The sequence below is a fragment of the Coleofasciculus sp. E1-EBD-02 genome, from assembly GCF_040218245.1.
Lineage (GTDB): Bacteria > Cyanobacteriota > Cyanobacteriia > Cyanobacteriales > Coleofasciculaceae > Coleofasciculus.
The window spans coordinates 1-21,554 of sequence record NZ_JAVJQN010000166.1 but is presented as its reverse complement, the minus strand read 5'-3'; the positions used below and the strand labels follow the sequence as shown (position 1 = coordinate 21,554).

The window sequence follows — 21,554 nt, the reverse complement described above, 5'->3', positions numbered from 1 at the left end:
AGATGGGAAAGGTGAGGAAGGTAGGGGCGGGTTTCACTGTTATCGTTTCTTATCTCACCCAGATGTGACTAAACCCGCCCCGGTTTCAGACGTAGCATACTGACTTAAGGCTGGTGGGTTGAGCGAAGTCGAAACCCACCCTACGGTATATCAATGGTTTTGGTGATCCAAAATTGTAAATTTCCAGTGCCATTCGTCCTATTTCCTTGAAATGCCACTCGGTATAACGATGAAATTCCAGCTTATTCAACAGCATAGCGAAGAAGACTGCGGTGCGGCTTGTCTGGCTTCTATTGCTAAATATTATGGTCGTACCTTCACCCTGAACCGAATGCGGCAAGCTGTGGGAACTCGACAAGATGGAACCACTTTATTGGGGTTGAAACGGGGCGCTGAAGTTCTCGGTTTTAATGCCCGGGGGATTAAAGCGCCTCTCGATGTTGTGAATAAAAAAGCCGTACCTCTGCCAGCAATTATTCACTGGAAAGGCTATCACTGGGTAGTTTTGTATGGCAAACGGAACAATAAATACGTTGTTGCTGATCCCAGTGTCGGTATCCGTTATCTTTCCCAAAAGTGGCTCATGGAAGCCTGGACGGGTGGGGTTATGCTGCTGCTTGAACCTGATCCAGTCCGCTTTTTTGCCCAACCCGATGAACAAGAGAAAATTGGCGGATTGGGTCGCTTTTTCCGGCGTATTTTACCCTACCGCGCCCTGCTTGCCCAAACCTTACTGCTTAACGTGGTACTCGGTTTACTCTCCCTAGCTTCTCCATTCCTGCTACAACTCCTCACCGATGATGTCCTTGTGCGAGGGGATACCCAACTCCTAACCAGTGTCGCGATCGCAGTCATTGTTATGCACCTGGTTAGTAGTAGTCTGCGACTTGCCCAATCTAACCTGATTGCTCACTTTGCCCAGCGTCTGGAATTAGGACTCATCTTGGACTTCGCACGGCAAATTCTGCGCCTGCCCCTAGATTACTATGAATCCCGTCGCAGTGGTGAAATTGCTAGTCGATTGCGGGATATTCAGGAAATCAATCAGTTGATTGCTCAGGTGGTTGTCTCCCTGCCAAGTCAGTTTTTTATTGCTCTGATTTCGGTGAGTTGCATGGTATTTTATAGCGCTAAACTTACCGCTGTCGCTGGTGTAATTGCTCTGTTGATGACCCTCTCAACGGTCATATTTATGCCCACATTACACCAAAAAACTCGTTCTGTCTTAGTCACTGAAGCCGAAAATCAAGGGATCTTAGTCGAAACATTCAAAGGCGCTCTCACTCTGAAAACCACAACAGCCGCACCTCAATTCTGGGAAGAATTCCAAGGTCGCTTTAGTCGTCTGGCGACTCTCACTCTGGGGACAAATCAAATTGGCATTATCAATGGAATCTTCTCCAATTTAGTTTCTAGTATCGGCAGTATTACCCTACTCTGGTTCGGTAGCACGTTGGTGATTCAACAAGAGTTAACGATTGGTATGCTCTTGGCGTTTAACAGCATGAATGGTAATTTTACAACTTTAATTGATACCCTAATTCGCTTTGTCGATGAATTCACCCGCGCCAAAACTGCCACCCAGCGTTTTACTGAAGTCATTGACACGCCACCGGAAACGAAAGACGGTAGTCAAAAGCCCTGGGTTCGGATTCCTAGTAATGCTGACATTATCTGCACTAATCTTAACTTTCACCACGCGGGTAGAGTGTCTTTGCTGCAAGACTTTTCCCTAAGGTTTCCTGGGGGTAAAGTGATTGCCCTAATTGGCAAATCTGGCTGTGGTAAAAGTACCCTGGCTAAACTCATTGCTAGTCTATATCCGCTCCAGTCGGGTAATATTCGCTTTGGTAGTTATAATCAACAGGATTTGTGCCTCAATGGTTTGCGACAACAGGTTGTGCTAGTTCCCCAAGACGCCCACTTTTGGCGTCGCTCAATTGTGGAAAACTTCCGCCTCGGTGATCCTCACGTTTCTTTTGAGCAGATTGTACAAGCTTGTCAGATTACGGGGGCTGACGAGTTTATCAGTCAATTACCAGATAAATATCAAACCGTATTAGGAGAATTTGGGGCAAATATTTCCGGTGGACAACGACAGCGATTAGCGATTGCTAGAGCAATTGTTAATCACCCACCTATACTGATTTTAGATGAATCGACAGGCGCTCTTGATCCGGTTAGCGAAACGGAGGTTTTGACCCGATTACTAGCTCATCGTCAAGGTCAAACAACGATTTTGATTAGTCATCGTCCTCGAGTGATTCAACGGGTAGATTGGATCGTTATGTTGGAGTCTGGCAAGTTGAAGTTACAAGGTTTTGTTGATGAGTTACGGCAACAAACAGGTGAGCATTTAGATTTTTTAATCCCTTAATCGGAAACTCTATAAACCTGAATCGGGGCGGGTTTAGTTACATCTAGGTGCAACCGAAAAGATAGTCGTGAAACCCGCCCCTACAGCGGCACGACATACTGTAAAAAGTCAGGTTTCTCCGCTCATTATACTCATTATTACCATGGTCAGTACTCCTAGCCCAGATTTTTTACCGCTTATTCAAAACAATGAATTTCTGCCACCAATAAGTCGTTGGACAAAGTGGGGCGGACTATTCATGGTTGGTGCTGTGGGTGTGGCGATCGCGCTTTGTTCGGTAACGAAATATAGAGTAACTGTAAAAGCTCAAGCTCAGGTACGTCCGGCTGGAGAGTTGCGGTTAGTTCAGACGGCTACACAGGGTTCGGTCATTAGTATCTCCGCTAGGGAAAATCAAGAGGTAAAAAAGGGAGATATTATAGCCACTCTGGATGATTCTAACCTGCAAACTGAAAAACAGAAAGTGCAAAATAATATTCAGCAAGCACAACGCCAAATGGTTCAAATTAACGCCCAAATTAGCGCCCTAAATCGTCAGATTCAGGCAGAAACAAACCGAATTAACCGCGCTGTTGCTTCAGCTAATGCCCAACTGAGTCACCGTCAACGGGATTATCGAGATTTAGACATTACCAGTCATGCCCAATTCCAAGAAGCTGAGGCAAATGTGAGCAGCGCACAGAACGAATTACAAAAAGCGCAAATTCAATTAACATCAACTCAAGCCAACTTAAAATCTAGTCAAGCGGCGTTAAATGCTGCCCGTTCTAAACTCAACCGTTATCAACCGATCGCCCAATTGGGTGCCCTTTCTCAAAATCAATTGGAAGAAGCCCAACTGGCAGTTGAGCAGCACAAACAAACCGTTGAGGCACAAAAAGCCACTGTTGAGGCACAACACCAAACCATTGAGCAGTTAAAACAAGCAGTTAAAGCGGCTCAAGCCAAACAGCAAAGCGCCAAAGCCAGTCTCAATCCCAGTGATGCAGACGTTGCGATCGCAGCTTTGGCTATCGCTCAAGAAAAAGCGACGGGTGAAGCGAGTCTCGCCATACTAGCGAAAGAAAAAGAAGCCTTGATTCAACAGCGCATTGAAATCCAGAAACAGCTAGAACGGAATAACCAGGAACTCCAACAAATTGACCTTGATTTAGAGCAAACCACGATTAGAGCCACGGCTGATGGGATTATTTCCCAGTTTAATCTACGCAACCCAGGTCAAACGGTGCAACCTGGACAAAACATTGCCCAAATTGTTCCCAGTGATGTGCCTTTAGAAATAAAAGCTGCTGTATCTCCGGCTGATATTGGTAAATTAGACGTCGGTCAAACTGTGCAAATGCGCGTCTCGGCTTGTCCCTATCCCGATTACGGTACACTCAACGGTGTAGTTAGGCAAATATCTGAGGATACGATTCAACTGAACCCAAATCAGACACCTGCGATCGCGACTGTCGCCCCTAGCCAGAAGACGGCAACAATTGCAGCATTCTACCAGGTAACCATTGAGCCAGAACGCCTGTTTCTCAGTCAGGGCAAAAATAAATGCGTCCTTCAATTCGGGATGGAAGGCAAAGCTGATATTCTTGCACAAGAAGAGACAGTGCTTACCTTTTTGCTCAGGAAAGCAAGGTTAGTTGCCAATTTTTAAGGTGGAGATCGTCATTGGTTATTGGTCATTTGTCATTTGTCATTTGTCATTTGTCCCTACTGACTTATCAGTTAGGAATTTGTTGTAATAATTGTTCTGCCCGGATTTCCCATTGCTCGTTGCCTTGGTTTCTGTACAGATTTCGGGCATATTCGAGAATTTGCTGGGCATCCCGCAATCGATTATGGCGCAGAAAGACTAAACCTGCCCCATAATAAGCATTGGCATAATTCGAGTTACTTTCAGCCGATTGGCGGAAGGCTTCTAGCGCTCCCTCTAAATCTTCCTGTTCAAATAAAATTGATCCTAGATTATATAGCGAATTGCGAAATTATGAGGAACAATAGCAGCAATGGGTAAACCAGTTACGGATATCTTTTGTGGTGATTGAATCTAACGATTCCTGGAGCGCTTTCACCAAATCAGGATACGTTCTTGGTTTGAGCTTTTTGAGATTTGTTTTGGCTTTTGACCAACCGTTTTCAATCGGGGAAAAGTCGGGTGAATAGGGTGGGAGAAATATTAATCTAGCCCCGATTTTCTCAATGGCTTCGCGGAGTTCTTTACTTTTATGAATTGAGCAATTATCGATAACTACACACGCCCCTTTCCATAGCTTGGGTACTAAATGATTAATTATGAATGCATCAAAGCTCAACGTATTATAGGCTCCCATAATGTTATAAAAGCATAAGATGCCCGTTAATGCCATTGCTCCAACAATTGAAACATTCTTTCCTCTTTGTCCCGGCGTATCTCCATGTGCCCGTCTCCCGATTTCGGCACGAGCATGACTGCGCGTCATTCCGAGATTAACTCCGGATTCATCTACGAAAACCAGGTTTTCAGGGTCGATTCCCTCGATTTCTCTCCAGTAGTCTACTCTGGCTTGTTGGACTCGCTCACTTTCTTTCTCTGTGGGATGCATTGTTTTTTTTTGAGCGGATAGCCCAGATTATTAAAGAGGCGACAGAGGAGGGTTGTACTGACTTCAACTCCGGTTCTCTCCTTCAACTCTTGCTGATATTCTGCTAACGTCCAATCCTTATGTTGTTCGAGAATCTCAATGAGTACTTGTTCGTGAGCTGGATTCAGTTTTCTGGGGCGACCGGGCAGGGGCTTCGGTTCAAAGCTCCCAGTTTCTCTCCACTGTTTTAGTAGCTTGCTAATGAAGCTCAATGCGACATTAAACTTAAAGGCTAATTGTCTTTGAGATATCGGTGTATTGTGATAGGTGTCCAAGATTTTCTTTCGGAAATCTAGTGAATAGGCTTTCATGTTTAGAAATTCAAGATAATTTTATCTCAAACATTGTACCCCATACTTTCGCAATCTGCTATATTTCGTCTATATCCCAATCATAAACATCCAAAAAATCTGTCACATGATGAAGATCATTGAAAGATAACAAATAAGCTTTGCCGTTACTACACTTTACCGTTACAGTTGCTTCTCCATATTCACTTCCCGTGTAAATTAATTATTTTCGGACATTTATTGAGATTCCACTTTAATATTCGCGCCGCATTTTCTTCTTTAGATCTTTCAGAAAAGTTTATGTCCGTTGCTTTATTTAAAGCCAAAAATATATCATCTGCAATTAACCAAAAACTCACTAATATTAGTAAAACCATACTAATTGTTTTGAATTTATTTTTCTTCATTTTTATTGATCCGTATTCTTGAATTTAAAATTTATCCCTATCTGCCACTTAATTGTAAAGTAAAAAAATAGTCTAAAGCAATGTTGGTTCTTTTGTTTCACAACCCCAACCATTACCATTATTAATCAATCTGTTTCAAAACCTAAACAACCTTCTTCATAATCTACTTCTGGAAGTTTACCAATAACAATCTGGGACACCTGAGTTCCATCTGTACGAAAGTGAAGGCGCAAGTTTTTGTCTCGTTGACTTTGGGGAACAAACGTCAGAAAATTACCGTGATGCTGTGCGGGGTTCACCCGCAGCCTTTGTTTATAAATCGATTGAACCCGTTTTTCTGTATCACCAACCCTTGCGCCACTAATCGTTTGAGGGCGAGAGTCTTCAATATCAATTCGGGCAATACGTCCGTTACTCACCAGAAAAGAAACCCCAAGTTCTTCGGGATTTCGCTCCATTTGATAGTAGCTACAATCCGGATGAGGATTTGAGGACATCGGGACTAAATTAACTCCCACCGCCTGTGACGCTTGCTTAACAGTCATGCCAATATCTACCGATCCAAAGCCATTAATCGCAATTTTAGATTGGGGAGTTAGCTTTGCCTGATTGAGTCCTTTCTCTAAACAAAGAGTCCCTTTCCCGTCAGCAACTAAACAATTTCCGTTTTGGTCAAGAATACTTACCTCAGCCACAGTGGAAAACTGTTGGAGCGTTTCCACAATTGCACTTGTCATTCGCACTGAATCGGCAATGCCATAGTGAGTTATTTTACGACAAAATTGTACAAATGCTGTACCCTCATCGATAGAAATCGTAAAATCTTGACCACAGTTAGAACGTCCACTTAAAGGGGTAAGAGAGGAGAGTCCCTGCTGTTTTTCCGAGGAAGTGGGACCGGCGAGGAGTTGAGTGAGCGCGAATTTGGCAACACCTGGACTGGATGTGTTTCGCCAAACGGATTTGACGGTAGTAGGATCTGACGATTCGGTAACTGGAAAAAAGACTTTAACTCGTTTTTGAACAGGAGATTTAGCCGCTTCTGGAACTTGAGTTGTCTGGGAACGACGTGGAGATGATTCAGCTTGGGACAATTCAGTTTCCTGTGAATCGGTTTGGGATAACTCAGATTCAGATTCAGATTCAGGTTGAGGTTCCTGAGTTGAACGGTCATTCTGATTGACAGGTTGTCCACAAGCACTGAGTCCCAGTAGCACAATCAGTAAACATCCTAAAGCGTTGGTCAAGAAACCAGATTCATGTTTGGGAGATACTCTTCTAGAGTGGTTATCCTCACTCCCAACTGGATTTCTGGGAGGTATGGATTGGTTCTCTAGTCGATTTGGCTGATTTAGCTTTTGCATGATTCATGTTCCTGTTATGAATCGGCAGGTATCATTGTACTTATTGCCCCTCGATTTCAGATTTATGCAAAAAGTCGCTGGGGCGATCGCATACCCCTTCTGGTCAAGATGATTTACCCTACACTGGCACAGTGGCGGCGCGATCGCTTTGTTACTTTAATTCAAGATTTTTAATAAATCGCAATCCAATTATAATTATTTGTATCAAGCCATCCCTTGACTAGCGTGATACCATAGCCATCAATCTAATGAGCAAATAGATGAAACTCAAAACGGCTCTAATCAACATTCCATTAATGGCATTGTCCATTCTCCTGATTCAATCCTCAATAGCCTATAGCTGTGAAAAGGAAGACAATACTCCGTCTCAACGCTTAAAAACGATTCGTGATCAACAATCAGGTTTAGTTTTTGAAGTCGCCAGTAACTATCGAGCAGTAGCAAAAAGCACAACCAAAGGTGGAGTCTGGAAAGAAATCTATATTATGGAACCAATCGCTTACTGTTATTTGCAGGAAGGACAGTCCGAAGCTTTGATGGGAGCTAACCATGTTTTAATCCAGCTATTTAGTGGTTCTAGCAGTGATGTAACAGCTTTTTAAAATAGGTTTGATTCAGACTCAAGATATTACATTGAAAAATCAATTAACGGAAATTCGGCTTTAGTCGGTAATGATGTTGTTGCTATTAATCATCCGACTGGCAAATATTGGGCAATTATTTATGATACAACATTGGATAATCTAAATTGGTCACGAGACTTTACTCAATTTTCACTCAATAACCAAGTTTTGCTGCACCAAATTTACCAGTCTGTTGAATGGAATAGTCCCTAAACTTGTATTTACACTGTACGGCTTATGTTAATAAAGAGTGATAATTTGGTTACACTGATTATAAAAAGAACCTGTTTATTGTTAACAGCTACAATACTACTCGGCGGTTGTATCCAAGAATCAGCCGAAAACTTTAATGAAGAATCTCCCACCGATTCAACGAATTCTGTTTCCCAAAAAGCTGAACCTGCCCAACCGACTTCACAACCAGCCAATTCAACGACAGAATCCAACAAACGTCAAAATAAAGCCCCATCAAATTCACAGGCAAGAATTGAGTCAAAGGAAGCTCACAATTCGATTTTATTAGAATCGGTTAGGGAGCAAGACCTGGCGGGAGTAAAAGCGGCATTAGCTAATGGTGCAGATGCTAATGCTAGCAATCCAAATGCTATCACCGCCTTGATGTTTGCTGCACTCAATGGAAATGCCGATGTCTTTAATGTTTTGTTAGAGGCTGATGCAGATGTCAACATTGAAAGTGGTGAAGGAGAAACAGCTCTTATGTATGCAGCCGGAGAGGGACATCTTGAAATGGCTCAAATTTTGATTGAAAAAGGGGCAGATATTGATGTCCAAGATGCTGGAGATGTTGGCACAACTGCTCTGATGAGAGCAGCCGCAGGTGGACATATCAAAATCGTGAAATTATTACTAGCAAATCATGCTGATGCAACAACTCAAACCCCCTACGGTGACACGGCTTTGACCATAGCTCAACACAATGGATATACCGAAATAGTTGAACTTCTAAAAAAAGCTGATCCTCATCTGAAAAAGGATAGCATTAAGGTTAACCCAAAGACAAACCCACCGATATTCGACGACTATCCGGTTGATACCGTAGCGTTGACAAAGCACGCACCTATTGATTTTGACAGCCATCCTAAAGCCTACACTTTCAGAGATGCTCTAAAGTATGGCATTAAAGATGGTCCCAACTTTGCCCAACACTACACAATTGCGACCTGGGGGTGTGGGACTACTTGCCAAGTATTTGCAATTGTTGATGCCTACACGGGAGCCGTATACTTTCCCGAATTTGTTTCTACGGTTGGACTAGATTTTCGCCTCGATAGTAATCTTCTGGTAGTTGATCCGCCCGAAGCTATCCAATCCACTTACGTTCCTCCTGGCGTAGAAACTCAGTATTTTATTTGGAACAATAAACAGCTTTTGCGGATTGAATAGCTGATTAAATTGTTCCCGACTCAAATCAACTTAAATTTAAGGAACCCATGGTGAGGTATCAAAATCGCAAATCTCTGGAGGAAAGACTGGGCAATTTCTTTCTGTGATCGGATTCCCTGTCAGGTTAACCAGCCTTAGGTTTTTTAGTCTGGCTAGAGGACTGATGTCTGTGATTTGGTTGTAGCTGAGGTAAAGTACCCACAAATTGGTTAGTTTAGCTAGAGGACTGATGTCTGTAATTTGGTTATTTTTGAGGCGAAGATCCTTCAGATTCGTGAGTTCAGAAAGAGGGCTAACATCTTCTATTTGGTTGTCGTTGAGACCCAGCTCAGTCAGGTTCGTGAGTCCGGAAAGAGGGCTAATATCTGCAAGTGGGTTGCCGCTGATGTAAAGCTTCTCCAGATTTATGAGTCCAGAAAGAGGACTAATGTCTTGAATATTGTTGAGATGGAAGTAAAGTTCCTTGAGATTTGTGAGTCCAGAAAGAGGTCTGAGATCTGTAATAGGGGCTTCTGGGAAGGAAAGCTTTGTGCGGCTTAACAGGTTGTTGGCAGCGCGTTCGCAATTCGTTGTACCTGCTTCCGTTAACAAAACCTCTATAGTTATTCTTGCCTCAGTTGACACAGTGGCTTTCTGGAGACACCACTCTTTAAAAGAACTGCCAAAACTGGGTTCAGCAGCTTGAGTGATTCCCCATCCCCAGCCACTGAACATCCATAAGCTAGTTATCAAAGTAACAGTACGAATCGGTTTCATTGTTGATAAACTCCTTGTCAAGGGCAAAAATCATTAATTCTTATAATAATCATACATTTATGGTAGTATTCTAGTTTACAGAGACTATTTCCAAAAATCAAGAAATATTTTTATTGTTGCCAAAATGTTTAAACTATTCTGTTCGAGCCTGGTTTTGAGTACGGTTTTCTGGGGAAATCTCTCCGCCTTAGCGCAACCCATACCTAAACTGCGTCAAGGCATGACATATCAAGACGCTAGAACATTGTTAATTGAGGAAGGGTGGCAAGCGATATTTAATATGGCTCAGTTTAATAATTCGGAACGAGGTGCAGTCATTGACAGTTTAATTGAAAAAGGATACACCGAAGTGGTTGACTGTTCAGGTACTGGATTGGGACTTTGCTTGTTTCAAGTCCAGAATGCTACGGGAGAGACATTATTCGTATCGACGACAAATAACGCTCCGGCACGGAAAAGCGTAGTGTTTGGCTGGAGGCTGGAGGCTCCTGCGACAACTCATACGTTTAACTTCATAAAAAAAATTAGGGGTTCCATCTCCCGATTTGGTAATTCAGTCGCCATAGATGGGAGTAATGCTATTATTGGCTCCGATGCAGGTGATAATTCAACGGATAGTGGTGCAGCCTACTTGTTTGATTTGACGACTGGTTCCTTACTCTGGAAATTTGAACCCACGGATGGTGATTGGGGAGACCAATTTGGTTTTTCAGTCGCTATCCATGGCAATAAAGTTTTGATTAGCTCATCCAATGGTAATAACGGTGGTTCAGTCTATCTGTTTGACATAAACACTAAATCCCTACTCTGGAAACTTACCGCTCCTGATGGAAATTGGGATGATGAATTTGGTAATTCTGTCGCCATAGATGGTAACTATGCTCTGATTGGTTCCTGGTTAGATGATGATAAGGGAGATGATAGTGGAGCCGCTTATTTATTCGACGTCAGGACTGGCTCTCTACTCCAGAAATTTTTGCCCCCTGATGGTTATACGGCTACGATATTTGGTCACTCATTAGTCATGGATGGTCACTATGCTCTGATTGGCTCTGGGAGTTACGATGACGTTAGTTCGGTTTACCTGTTTAACGTAAAAACTGGCTCCCTACTCCAAAAATTTACGGCTCCTGATCGTGATTTGGGCTACGGATTCGGTCGTTCATTGGCTATAGATGGCGACTATGCTCTGATTGGCTCTTGGACTCATGATGAAATAGGTTCAGCTTACCTCTTTAACATAAAAACTGGTTCCCTGCTCCGAAAGTTCATCCCTCCGGAGGGCGATGCGATTGACGCATTTGGTCTTTCAGTAGCCATAGACGGTAATTATGCTATCATCGGCTCTTCGGATGATAATCAAATTGGTTCTGCTTACCTTTTTGACATACGATCAGGTTCACTACTCCAGCGAATTACAGCTCCTGATGGGGCTAAATTTGATGCATTTAGTAGTTCAATTGCCATAGATGGGAATAATGCTTTAATTAGCTCTCCCTTCAATGAAAGTCCAGGTTCTGTATACCTGTTTAGGAAATAAAAATGAAAATCTTTAAAATAGGGTCATCACAATCTCACCCATCAAGCGAGTTCTCAAAAATAGCAAATATCTGGAGGACTGACTGGGCAAGTTGGTTGTGCGTTAGCGGAGCTATCCGAAGGAATCGCATTGCCTGTAAGGTAAAGCACCTCCAGACTGGTCAATCCCGCTAGAGAACTGATATCCGTGATTTGATTGTTTGTCAGGTCAAGGCTCTCCAGGCTTGTGAGTTTTGCCAGAGGGCTAACATCTTTGATTTGGTTGTCGTAGAGGTAAAGCCAGTTCAGATTTTGTAGTCCGGAAAGAGAACTAATATCTTCGATTTCGTTGCCGTTGAGATTAAGCTTAGTCAGGTTTATGAGTTCTGTTAGAGGGCTAATATCTGTGATTTGATTGTCGGTGAGGATAAGATGCTTCAGATTGGTGAGTCTGGCTAGAGGACTGATATCTGTAATTCGATTGTCTGTTAGACCAAGTCTTTCTAGACTTGTGAGTTTTGCCAGAGGGCTAATATCTGTGATTTGGTTGTTATCGAGGTAAAGCCCAGTCAGGTTTTGTAGTCGGGAAAGAGAACTAATATCTGTTATTTGATTGTTTGTTAGGTCAAGGCTCTCCAAGCTGGTGAGACTTGCCAGAGGCAGAGAGCTAATATGTTTAATTTGGTTGTTATCGAGGCGAAGCCATTTCAGGTTTTGTAGTCTGGAAAGAGGACTAATATCTGTGATTTGATTGTATGTGAGGATAAGACTCTCCAGGTTAGTGAGTCTGGCTAGAGGACTAATATCGGTGATTTGGTTATCTTCTAAGAGGAGAGCGTCCAGATTTTTTAGTCCTGCCAGTGGGCTGACATCTGTGATTCGGTTGAGAGTGAGAAAAAGCGTCTCCAGGTTAGTGAGTTTTGCCAGAGGACTAATATCTGTAATTTGATTGAGGGTGAGGTCAAGCTCAGTCAAGTTTGTGAGTTTTGCCAGAGGGCTAATATTTGTGAATTGGTTGTCTTCTAGATTAAGCCTGTGCAGGTTGTGTAATCCTGCCAGTGGGCTAATATTTGTGATTTGGTTGCTGTCAAGGTAAAGCCAATGCAGATTTTGTAGTCCTGCTAAAGGACTGACATTTGTAATTTGGTTATGGCTAAGGTAAAGTCCAGTCAGGTTTTGTAGTTTTGCTAGAGGGGTAACATCAGTGATTTGGTTACGGCTGAGGGAAAGCGATTCCAGGTTTTGTAGTTCTGCTAGAGAGCTAACATCAGTAATTATGTTGTTATCCAGGGAAAGCCGAGTGAGATTGATGAGTTTTGCTAGAGGGGTAACATCAGTGATTTGGTTGCCGCTGAGAACAAGCTCCTCCAAGTTGGTTAGTCCTGATAAGGGACTCAGATCACTCACTTCTTCCTCGTTGAGGATCAGCCTAGTGCGATTTGACAGATTTTCGGCAGCGAGTTCACAATCATTGGTGTCTACTTCTGCTAACAGCACCTGTACGGTTAGTCCCGCCTCAACTGACAAACTGGCTTGCTGTTGACATAACTCTTTAAAAGAACTCCCCTGACTAGGTTCAGCCGCTTGAGTGACTTCCCATCCCCAACTACTGAATGCCCATAAATTTATCAGCAGAGCCATTGTGCTAGTCAATTTCATCGTTAGTAAAATTCTCATAATTACCGTCTATATTGTTATCGAATTGCCAAGCAACTATCTGAGTTGTACAACTGAATTAGACGTGCTATTGTACCTATTACTGTTTAACACAACAAGAAAGATACTGAATGTCTCCCTGACCGATAAAAGATAGATAATTGACCAGCCATCTGCACTTTCCCGCGATCGAGGACTGAACCATGCGTCTAAATCTAGTCAGTTTCAGCTTTGCCACGCTGCTGCTTACGCTAACTTCTGCCTTCTTACTACCTACCTTGAGTCTTCCGCCTTCAGTCGCGCAGACTCTTTCCGAGCAAGACCAAGATAAGAAAAATCAAGCTGATCGGCTGTTTAGAGAAGGGTTCCATCGGCAGGTCAGGGGTAACTTTGAAAGAGCATTAGGCAGCTTCAAGGACGCCTTATTAATTTATCAAGAAATAGGCGACAATGCGGGTATCGGAGAAACCCTCTACCACATTGGGCAAGTTTACGAAGAGATAGAAGACTATGATCAGGCGTTGAATTACTACCAGCAATTTTTGCTAATTAGTAGCGAAGTCGGAAGTGACTCTAGGGAAAGACAAGCCCTCATTGTGATATCAAATCTGTATAATACCCAAGCTCGTCAGCTCATCGAGAAAAATCAATATCGAGAAGCCCTAGATCAATTCCAACAAGCTTTGACTATTGAGAGAAAACTTCGTCGAAAGAGATCGGAAGGGTACATTTTCTATCGAATGGGCTTTGCTTACAGAAGCTTAGGAGAGTATCAATTAGCGTTGGAATCCTATCAGCAATTGTTGTCAATTCGTAAGGAATTTGCTTTGTGGGGTTTGCCGAACGTCAATTTCGAGGTCGGGGAGATTTATGAGTTACTCGGACAATATGACCTAGCTTTGGAGTCTTATCAGAAAGCCCTAGAACTTGCCAAAAGCACAAGCTATAAATTACCTAACGGTAGGGTTGTTAACTATCCGGATGCCGTGAAAGCACTCAATGCTATTGGGGATGTTCACTTTCAGCTCAAACAGTACGAATTAGCCTTAGATTTTTACCAGCAAGCTTTAGCCGACCTTAAAACAGTTAGCGACAGGGATAAAGAAGAAAAAAAATTGCTGGAAGGATTGACTCTCAATAATATTGGGGTGGTTTATCTCAAACAGGGAAAATACGAATTAGCCTTGGAGTTGTTGCAGCAAGCTTTAGCCATTAGCAAGTCATTTAATAACCAGCCATTAAAAGAGTTGTTTCTCCGCAATATAGGCAGAGTTTACTTTGAACTAGATCAGTACGAATTCGCCTGGAATTTCTACCAGCAAGCTTTACTAATTGCCCAGGAAACGGGTGACAAAGAAGGTGAAGGACATACGCTCAATAATATTGGTTACTTGCTAGAGGCACAGAATCAGCCAGAATTAGCGATTATCTTCTTCAAGCAGGCGGTCAATGTTAGAGAAGCGATTCGGGATAATATCAAGGGACTTTCCCAAGATCAACAGGAATCCTACACTGAAACCATTGCTGAGGATTATCGCCATTTAGCTGACTTATTATTACAACAAAACCGTATTCTCGAAGCCCAACGAGTCCTCGATTTACTCAAAGTCCAAGAACTCGACAATTATTTTAGAAACGTGCGCGGTACAGGAAATACAGCCAAAGGCGTACCCAATTTACCCCCAGAACAACAAGTTACAGACAACTACCAAGCCATTCTTGATCAAGCCATTACTCTGGGGAAAGAACTGACCCAATTGCGACAGAAAAGCAATCGCACTCCCGAAGAGGAACAGCGTATCGCTCAACTCGTGAACGCCCAAGAAACAATTCTCGCCGATTTTAACACTTTTATCGAAAGTGACGAAGTAGAAGCCCTCATTGCTCAACTTACTCCCAAGACGCGCAAACCTGATTTAGTAGACGACTTAGAATACTTTATCGGCTTACAAGATAACCTCAAAAATCTCCACCAAAATGCCGTCCTTCTCTATCCCCTAATTCTAGATGACCGCATTGAACTTATCCTGACTACCCCCGACTCTCCCCCTATTCGCCGTACTGTTACCGTTACTAAAGCACAACTCAATCAAGCAATTGTTACTTTACATCAAGCCTTACGGAACCCTACCTATAATGCTAAAGCTCCAGCTCAAAAACTCTACAACTGGCTGATTAAACCATTAGAAAATGACCTTACCGCAGCAGATGCCAAAACCCTGATCTATGCCCCCGATGGACAACTCCGCTACATTCCGCTTGCGGCTTTGCACGATGGTGAACAATGGTTAGTCGAACGCTACCGCATCAATAATATTACGGCGGCTTCTCTGACTGAACTCAACACAAAACCCCAATCCCAACTCAAGATTCTGGCGGGGGCATTTACCCAAGGACACTACAGCTTTATTATGGGTCAAGAACAGTTTGAATTTGGCGGTTTGCCCTATGCTGGAGTGGAAGTGGAAACATTAGCCGCAACGGTTCCCAATACCACTCAACTCTTTGATAGCGCTTTCAATCTTGAAGACACGAAACCGAAAATGGGTGATCATACTGTCTTACATTTTGCCACTCACGGGGCAATTGTAGTCGGAACCCCGGAAGAATCGTTTATTCTTTTTGGTGATGGGACTCCTGTTACCATTGCTGATGTCCGCAACTGGAACTTGAACAATGTAGATTTAGTCGTGCTTTCTGCCTGTGAAACTGGACTAGGTGGCAATCTGGGTACAGGTGCAGAAATTCTTGGTCTCGGCTATCAAATGCAAAGGGCTGGTGCTAGGGCTGCTATTGCTTCATTATGGACTGTGGATGATGGCGGCACTCAAGCGTTGATGAATGCCTTTTATGCGGCATGGCAAGGTGAGGCTATCACGAAAGCTGAAGCCCTGCGACAAGCCCAAATTGCTCTGATTACGGGTGATTATACGGCTTTGGGAGAACAACGAGGTGCGAGGGTAGCCGTGCGGGTGCGGAATGGGCTAAAACCTGAAGTGGTGAATCGTCTTAGTCATCCTTATTATTGGGCACCGTTTATTTTAATTGGCAATGGGTTGTGATTTAGCCTGAAGTTTCCCCCAGCCAAAAACTCTCCCACAGCCTCACCTTTCCACGATATATATCGTTGCTTTTGGGAATGGTGTTTCCAAAACGGGATGCTCCCGTTTTTTGCTACTCGGTATTGGCTAACGATTAGGATAGCGAGTTTGCTCCAACAGTTGTTCGGCAGAGGCTGCCCACTGAGCATTACCTTGAGCCTGATAAAGGTCTCTAGCATATTGTAGAACTTGCTGGGCATCACGTAATCGATTCTGGCGCAGAAAGACTAAACCTGCCCCATAATAAGCATTGGCATAATTCGAGTTACTTTCAGCAGATTGGCGAAAGGCTTCTAGCGCTCCGTCTAAATCTCCCTGTTCAAATAAAATTGATCCTAGATTATAGTAAGCTTCTGGATATTGGGGGCTGATTTTGATGGCTTGCTCAAATGCTGCTTTTGCCTGATCAAGCTGCCCCTGTCGCAGATAAACCAGTCCTAAATGATAAGCGGGTTCTGGCGCATTGCTGCTCAACTGCATCGCGTTCTGGAACGCCGCGATCGCAACGTCATACTCTCCCAATTCAGACAGCACCAACCCATAGTTATAATGGGCAACCCCCAACTCCGGATCAAGGTCGATCGCCTGTCTCAACGCCTCCCGTGCTTGGGGCAAATTATTCCCTTCCAACAACGCTGCCCCTAAATTCGCATAAGCTAGAGCAAACTTGGGATCGATCTGAGCTGCCTGGTAAAACGCATCTGCAGCTGCTTGTAACTGTCCCGCTTGGCGCAAGGCTAATCCTAGATTATAATGCGCTGGGGCGAGCTGGGGGTTGAGTTGTGCCGCTTGACGAAACGCCGCGATCGCGTCGGCGACATTCCCTTGCTGAATTAACCTTAATCCCTGGTTTAGCTGTTCGAGTGCGGCGGGTTGGGTTGGCTTCAGGGGAGGAATAGATTGGGCAAGATAGTCAGTTGGTTTGCAGGGGTGTAGGGGTGCAGGGGTGCATGTAGAAACCTGCCATGGCGCATCGGAGTTCATGGGAACGTTTCCCACCCTATCCGACGCCAGAGAATGATTAGCCGCAATTGCACCGACGCTAATACTTAGCAACAGTAAGCTTAATTTAAGTAGGTGGGGACAATTAAAGTTAACGGTGGGGATCGTCATTCGTCATTTGTCATTCGTCATTTGTCAGGGTTTGAGGCTTATTAACATAACTTCATAAGGTTGAGTTTATTTCCACCAACCTACTTATAGCAAAAGGCAGAAGACAGACGTATACCCTCGCAGGTCATGAAAGGACAGAGGACAGACGGTTTTTTAGGGGTACGTGGGTGTTTCATAGTCAACTGAACCAGATCTCATATATCTTCCCTGGCTTGCCTACTCAGCCAGCTATCATTGTTAAAAAAATATTAAGCTGATGTGGCGCTAAAATTATACCATTTTTATACAACTTTAACTGTTAAACCAGAGAATATACAGAAAAATTAGAACTCATTGATGGAAAGCAACGTTACTTTAACCTAAATAGTAATTTTCCTGACCCAACTGGGCTGAGAGTATCAAATTGAGGGCAGAACGCGCTAATTTGATAAACAGAGAGTTGCTCATCTGCTCCATATCCATAAATGCAAATGCGATAAATGCCACAGATGGGCAGATTAAGAGGTGAGCCAATCGCTTAATTTAGAGAGCAGACAAGACCTCACGCCCTTAATCGATTACTTGATTAACATTAGTCTGGGGGAAAATCATGAACCAAAATGCTGTAACAGCCATCCGTAATGTGGCAATTGTTGGTCCCTATTTGAGTGGTAAAACCAGCCTGTTAGAAAGTTTGTTGTTCGTTACCGGGGCGACATCTCGCAAAGGCAACATCAAAGATGGAAACACCGTAGGCGATGCCATCGCCGAAGCACGCGATCGCACGATGACGGTGGAGATCAATGTCGCCGATACCGAATATCAGGGCATTCGCTTCAACTGGATTGACTGTCCGGGTTCGATTGAGTTTGCCAAAGAAACCTATAATGCGCTCATGGGTGTCGATGCCGCTGTTGTCGTCTGTGAACCCACGAGCGATCGCGTGCTGATGCTCGCCCCCTTATTCAAGTTTCTGGATGACTGGAAAATTCCCCACCTCGTCTTTGTCAACAAAATCGATCAACTCTCCTGTGACGGGGGAGCCTGCGGTCAATCCTATCGCCAGATTTTAGACGCCTTGAAAGGGGTATCCTCCCGCCCCATCATTCCCCATCAGTACCCGATTGGCAAAGGAGAACAGCTAATCGGGTTTATTGATTTAGTCACCGAACAAGCGTTTCATTATCATACGGGCGCTCCGGCTGACCCTGTACCCCTGCCTGAGTCCCTGAAAGACGCCGAACATGCCGCACGGGAAGAAATGCTGGAAGCGCTGGCAGATTTTGATGACCACTTACTCGAAGAACTTCTAGAGGAAATTGAACCGCCCCAAGAGGAAATTGTCAAAGACCTAAAAATGGAATTGGGTGCAGATTTAATTGTGCCTGTATTTATCGGTGCCGCCGAACAAGATTATGGAGTGCGCCACCTGATTGATGCCCTATTACGGGAAGCCCCCGCCCCAGAAGCCACGGCTGAACGTCGGGGATTGACGGGTAAAGGTGGCGCAACCGTAGCGCAGGTGCTGAAAACCTATTACACTCCCCAAGGGGGTAAACTTTCTTTGGCGCGAGTTTGGACGGGTCAACTCACCGATGGTACGGTTCTAAATGGAATTCGGGCGGGTGGACTATACCATATCTTTGGTCAGCAACAGCAGTCTACCCCAGAAGCAAAGGCAGGTGATATAGTCGCGATCGGACGATTAGAGGGGATTCAAACCGGTGACACTCTGAGTACAGAGGAGAAGGGAGCAAAAGAATTACCGAAAGCCCCAGCCATGAAACCCGTCTATGGCTTAGCGATTACCGCCGAAAATCGCAAGGATGAAGTTAAACTCAGTGGGGCGCTAACCAAGCTTTTAGAAGAAGATCCATCGTTGGCTTGGGAGCAGCATGAGGACACCCATGAAATTATCCTCTGGGGACAAGGTGAAATACACCTCAAAGTGGCATTAGACCGATTGCGGCGTAAATATAATTTGCCGATGAATACTCACTTTCCCCGGATTCCTTATAAAGAAACGATTCGTAAATCTACGTCCTCTCACGGGCGCTATAAGCACCAAAGTGGTGGTCATGGGCAATTTGGGGATGTGTACCTAGAGATTAAGCCCATGGAACGCGGTGAAGGCTTTAGCTTCTTGGAAACGATTGTCGGTGGTGTTGTGCCGAAACAGTATATTCCAGGTGTTGAGACGGGAGTGCGGGAGTATTTGTCCCAAGGTCCTTTAGGCTTCCCGGTTGTTGATGTGGCGGTTACGTTAACCAATGGGTCGTATCATTCCGTCGATAGTTCCGAACAGGCGTTTAAACAAGCCGCACGAGTAGCAATGACGGAAGGGATGCCCAAGTGTAATCCGGTACTGTTGGAACCGATTATGGCAATTCAGGTGTCTGCACCAACGGAGTTTACCTCGAAAGTGTTGCAACTGATATCCGGGCGTCGGGGACAAATTCTCAACTATGAACCGGTTTCGGGTTGGAATGGATGGGATCGGATTTCTGGGTATTTGCCTCAGTCCGAAATGCATGACTTTATCATAGAGTTGCGATCGCTCACGTTGGGGATTGGCTTCTTTAACTGGGAGTATGACCATCTCCAGGAAGTTCCGGGTAAGTTGGCTGATAGTGTACTCGCGGCTACCGGGAATGGAAATGGCAACGGATAAACCCTGAGTTTAAGCTAGGTTTGTAGTTGCGCTCTCTTCGCCATCAGCACTTGAGCGCTGACTACAAACAATTTTAATTTTTGTAACAAAAATAGGTCTTATGCGTAGATCTCAAAGTTGATTACCCCCTTTATAACCCAGTCCGTGCAGGCGGACTTTGTTTGTATAGCAGCGATTTTAATCGCCGTGGCAAAAAGGGGGTTACTTTTATATTAAGTTTTGTAACAAAAATAGGTCTTCTGCGTAGAATTCAAACCTGAAGCCAGAGTGATGGGCATAAAGTCGCCAGTGAGGGCTGTTCAATACAGAGAAACTGACGAAACCATTCCTTAAACAAACGCTTATGTCATTTATTGCTTCACTCTTAACCACCCTTGTGGCAATCCTTGTCTTTTTGACGAGTGCCAAAATTCCCGACAAACGGACAAGCTTAACCGTGCGAGCCGTAGCATTGCTCATTGGCGTTGTTGCAGTCATTGCTTCCGTTTTTAGAACTCTGATTATAATCCCAGCGGGTAATGTTGGTGTAGTCGAATTATTCGGACAAGTCTCTCAACGTCCCCTGAATCCGGGTGTGCATTTAGTTAACCCGTTCACTGAGGTTGAAGATTTTTCCACGCGACTGCGAGATATCAAGGAAACAGTAGAAGCGACATCCCAGGAAGGGTTAGCGTTTAATATCGATGTCTCTCTTCAGTACAGACTAGAGCCTAACAAAGCAGCCGATGTGTATAAAACGATTGGCACGGAAGAAACGGACATTATCATTTCCCGATTTCGTTCCCTGGTGCGAGAAATTACCGCTAGCTATCCGGCGGAAGCCATTTACTCGTCGAAACGACAAGAGGTTGCCAATCAGCTTCGTCAACGGCTAAGTGAACAGTTGACTCCCCTCGGTTTTGTGGTTGATCAGGCTCTGTTGAGAGAAGTTCAATTACCGGAAACCCTCCAAGCGGCTGTACAGCAGAAGCTGGCGACAGAGCAAGAAAGCCAGCAAATGAAATTTACATTAGAAAAAGAGCGTCAAGAGGCAGAACGCAAACGTATTGAAGCTAGAGGGACAGCAGATGCTCAACAGATTATCTCTCAGGCTCTTAATCAGCAATTTCTCAGGTTAAAGGAAATTGAAGCGATGGAAAAACTGGCGAGTTCCGACAATGCTAAAGTCGTGATTATGGGCGGTGGATCGGGGGAAGCGCCAGTAATGGTTCAGCTTGATTCGGCTCAAAGTCCGTGATCGTTATTGGTCATCGGTTTTTATGCTAAAGTCTGTCGTTCTCAGTTCCTATGTCTGATACACAACACTGGTATATTGTCAAGCAAAAAAATGGACAATGCGAAATTGTTCCCAGCACTCAGGTAGAAGGTGAGGAAACCTCAGAACGCTGGGGACCTTTTGCCTCTCAACAAGACGCGATCGCACGTCGAATTGGACTGATTCGGGCAGGAAAATGCCAGCCTGCCTAAAACACTGATTTCACGGATTAGAGAGAGAGATTGGGGTGGGGGTGGGGGCTGTTAGTCAATGGGTAGAGGTTGACATCCTCCCTCGCCGGAGACGAGGGATTCCTAAACCTCACGATTTAGGTTTCTGCTTCTTTCCCCTTCGACTAGCGAGAGAGGTTTTTCGCAACTGCCCTTTGGACTTATGCCCATCAGGTCTTATGTTCGCTCCAC

At 44.3% G+C, this 21,554-nt stretch carries 17 protein-coding genes and 1 pseudogene; 10 read left to right on the top strand and 8 right to left on the bottom strand.

What is annotated here, in order from left to right; all coding sequences use genetic code 11:
• Positions 1 to 229: 229 nt before the first annotated feature.
• The gene (locus tag RIC07_RS26600; protein WP_446397141.1) at positions 230 to 2,377 is read left to right on the top strand and encodes a peptidase domain-containing ABC transporter; all 2,148 of its coding nucleotides are present in this window, start codon (positions 230 to 232) and stop codon (positions 2,375 to 2,377) included.
• Between the two features lie 142 nt (positions 2,378 to 2,519).
• Positions 2,520 to 4,028: an HlyD family efflux transporter periplasmic adaptor subunit gene (locus RIC07_RS26595; RefSeq protein WP_446397140.1), complete on the top strand. Its 1,509-nt coding sequence runs from the start codon at positions 2,520 to 2,522 to the stop codon at positions 4,026 to 4,028.
• Positions 4,029 to 4,095: 67 nt separating this feature from the next.
• On the opposite strand, the pseudogene RIC07_RS26590 reads toward RIC07_RS26595, so the two are convergent.
• The 4 genes and pseudogenes from RIC07_RS26590 to RIC07_RS26575 all read right to left on the bottom strand — a co-directional run.
• Positions 4,096 to 4,338 (bottom strand): annotated as a pseudogene (locus RIC07_RS26590) (tetratricopeptide repeat protein); the annotation flags it as partial.
• Positions 4,339 to 4,359: 21 nt separating this feature from the next.
• Positions 4,360 to 5,306 (bottom strand): IS630 family transposase gene (locus tag RIC07_RS26585; RefSeq protein WP_446397139.1). Its coding sequence is split into 2 segments (ribosomal slippage): positions 4,360 to 4,970 and positions 4,970 to 5,306, totalling 948 coding nucleotides; the frame shifts between segments, so codons are not numbered across the junction.
• Between the two features lie 182 nt (positions 5,307 to 5,488).
• Entirely contained in the window at positions 5,489 to 5,692 is a 204-nt protein-coding gene (locus RIC07_RS26580) for a hypothetical protein (protein WP_446397138.1), read from the bottom strand.
• A 125-nt stretch (positions 5,693 to 5,817) separates the two neighbouring features.
• Positions 5,818 to 7,056, bottom strand: coding sequence for a GerMN domain-containing protein (locus RIC07_RS26575; protein WP_446397137.1), 1,239 nt, complete (start codon positions 7,054 to 7,056; stop codon positions 5,818 to 5,820).
• On the opposite strand from RIC07_RS26575, the gene RIC07_RS26570 reads away from it, so the two are divergent.
• From RIC07_RS26570 to RIC07_RS26560, 3 genes are all read left to right on the top strand, one after another.
• Positions 7,051 to 7,230: a hypothetical protein gene (locus RIC07_RS26570; protein ID WP_446397136.1), complete on the top strand. Its 180-nt coding sequence runs from the start codon at positions 7,051 to 7,053 to the stop codon at positions 7,228 to 7,230. The two genes, RIC07_RS26575 and RIC07_RS26570, sit on opposite strands and share 6 nt — an antisense overlap.
• A gap of 86 nt (positions 7,231 to 7,316) precedes the next feature.
• Positions 7,317 to 7,658 carry a hypothetical protein gene (locus RIC07_RS26565; protein ID WP_446397135.1) on the top strand — a complete coding sequence of 114 codons (342 nt, stop codon included), beginning with the start codon at positions 7,317 to 7,319 and terminating at the stop codon, positions 7,656 to 7,658.
• A gap of 312 nt (positions 7,659 to 7,970) precedes the next feature.
• Positions 7,971 to 9,083: an ankyrin repeat domain-containing protein gene (locus RIC07_RS26560; RefSeq protein WP_446397134.1), complete on the top strand. Its 1,113-nt coding sequence runs from the start codon at positions 7,971 to 7,973 to the stop codon at positions 9,081 to 9,083.
• A gap of 36 nt (positions 9,084 to 9,119) precedes the next feature.
• On the opposite strand, the gene RIC07_RS26555 is transcribed toward RIC07_RS26560, so the two are convergent.
• Positions 9,120 to 9,839 (bottom strand): leucine-rich repeat domain-containing protein, encoded by a 720-nt coding sequence (locus tag RIC07_RS26555; RefSeq protein ID WP_446397133.1) that lies wholly within the window; start codon positions 9,837 to 9,839, stop codon positions 9,120 to 9,122.
• A 124-nt stretch (positions 9,840 to 9,963) separates the two neighbouring features.
• Between RIC07_RS26555 and RIC07_RS26550 the strand changes: the two genes are divergently transcribed.
• On the top strand, positions 9,964 to 11,379 hold the full coding sequence (locus RIC07_RS26550; RefSeq protein ID WP_446397132.1) for an FG-GAP repeat protein: 1,416 nt from the start codon (positions 9,964 to 9,966) through the stop codon (positions 11,377 to 11,379).
• Between the two features lie 53 nt (positions 11,380 to 11,432).
• Here RIC07_RS26550 and RIC07_RS26545 read toward each other — a convergent pair whose 3' ends face one another.
• The gene (locus RIC07_RS26545) at positions 11,433 to 13,034 is read right to left on the bottom strand and encodes a leucine-rich repeat domain-containing protein (protein ID WP_446397131.1); all 1,602 of its coding nucleotides are present in this window, start codon (positions 13,032 to 13,034) and stop codon (positions 11,433 to 11,435) included.
• A 182-nt stretch (positions 13,035 to 13,216) separates the two neighbouring features.
• On the opposite strand from RIC07_RS26545, the gene RIC07_RS26540 reads away from it, so the two are divergent.
• Positions 13,217 to 16,075, top strand: coding sequence for a CHAT domain-containing protein (locus tag RIC07_RS26540; protein WP_446397130.1), 2,859 nt, complete (start codon positions 13,217 to 13,219; stop codon positions 16,073 to 16,075).
• 126 nt (positions 16,076 to 16,201) lie between these two features.
• On the opposite strand, the gene RIC07_RS26535 is transcribed toward RIC07_RS26540, so the two are convergent.
• Both RIC07_RS26535 and RIC07_RS26530 read right to left on the bottom strand, forming a co-directional pair.
• Positions 16,202 to 17,227, bottom strand: coding sequence for a tetratricopeptide repeat protein (locus RIC07_RS26535; protein WP_446397129.1), 1,026 nt, complete (start codon positions 17,225 to 17,227; stop codon positions 16,202 to 16,204).
• 354 nt (positions 17,228 to 17,581) lie between these two features.
• A complete protein-coding gene (locus RIC07_RS26530) occupies positions 17,582 to 17,740 on the bottom strand; it encodes a hypothetical protein (RefSeq protein WP_446397128.1) in 159 nt (52 codons plus the stop codon).
• A 76-nt stretch (positions 17,741 to 17,816) separates the two neighbouring features.
• On the opposite strand from RIC07_RS26530, the gene RIC07_RS26525 reads away from it, so the two are divergent.
• The 3 genes from RIC07_RS26525 (at position 17,817) to RIC07_RS26515 (ending at position 21,344) form a co-directional block, all read left to right on the top strand.
• A complete protein-coding gene (locus tag RIC07_RS26525) occupies positions 17,817 to 19,877 on the top strand; it encodes an elongation factor G (RefSeq protein ID WP_446397127.1) in 2,061 nt (686 codons plus the stop codon).
• Positions 19,878 to 20,220: 343 nt separating this feature from the next.
• The gene (locus RIC07_RS26520) at positions 20,221 to 21,114 is read left to right on the top strand and encodes a prohibitin family protein (RefSeq protein ID WP_446397126.1); all 894 of its coding nucleotides are present in this window, start codon (positions 20,221 to 20,223) and stop codon (positions 21,112 to 21,114) included.
• A 50-nt stretch (positions 21,115 to 21,164) separates the two neighbouring features.
• Positions 21,165 to 21,344 (top strand): hypothetical protein, encoded by a 180-nt coding sequence (locus RIC07_RS26515; RefSeq protein ID WP_446397125.1) that lies wholly within the window; start codon positions 21,165 to 21,167, stop codon positions 21,342 to 21,344.
• Positions 21,345 to 21,554: the final 210 nt, after the last annotated feature.

Excerpts from the sequence above, each read along its gene's own strand:
- RIC07_RS26600 (WP_446397141.1), top strand. The coding sequence starts at position 230 with ATGAAATTCCAGCTTATTCAACAGCATAGCGAAGAAGACTGCGGTGCG.
- RIC07_RS26595 (WP_446397140.1), top strand. The coding sequence starts at position 2,520 with ATGGTCAGTACTCCTAGCCCAGATTTTTTACCGCTTATTCAAAACAAT.
- RIC07_RS26580 (WP_446397138.1), bottom strand. The coding sequence starts at position 5,692 with ATGAAGAAAAATAAATTCAAAACAATTAGTATGGTTTTACTAATATTA.
- RIC07_RS26575 (WP_446397137.1), bottom strand. The coding sequence starts at position 7,056 with ATGCAAAAGCTAAATCAGCCAAATCGACTAGAGAACCAATCCATACCT.
- RIC07_RS26565 (WP_446397135.1), top strand. The coding sequence starts at position 7,317 with ATGAAACTCAAAACGGCTCTAATCAACATTCCATTAATGGCATTGTCC.
- RIC07_RS26555 (WP_446397133.1), bottom strand. The coding sequence starts at position 9,839 with ATGAAACCGATTCGTACTGTTACTTTGATAACTAGCTTATGGATGTTC.
- RIC07_RS26550 (WP_446397132.1), top strand. The coding sequence starts at position 9,964 with ATGTTTAAACTATTCTGTTCGAGCCTGGTTTTGAGTACGGTTTTCTGG.
- RIC07_RS26545 (WP_446397131.1), bottom strand. The coding sequence starts at position 13,034 with ATGAGAATTTTACTAACGATGAAATTGACTAGCACAATGGCTCTGCTG.
- RIC07_RS26540 (WP_446397130.1), top strand. The coding sequence starts at position 13,217 with ATGCGTCTAAATCTAGTCAGTTTCAGCTTTGCCACGCTGCTGCTTACG.
- RIC07_RS26535 (WP_446397129.1), bottom strand. The coding sequence starts at position 17,227 with ATGACGATCCCCACCGTTAACTTTAATTGTCCCCACCTACTTAAATTA.
- RIC07_RS26525 (WP_446397127.1), top strand. The coding sequence starts at position 17,817 with ATGAACCAAAATGCTGTAACAGCCATCCGTAATGTGGCAATTGTTGGT.
- RIC07_RS26520 (WP_446397126.1), top strand. The coding sequence starts at position 20,221 with ATGTCATTTATTGCTTCACTCTTAACCACCCTTGTGGCAATCCTTGTC.
- RIC07_RS26515 (WP_446397125.1), top strand. The coding sequence starts at position 21,165 with ATGTCTGATACACAACACTGGTATATTGTCAAGCAAAAAAATGGACAA.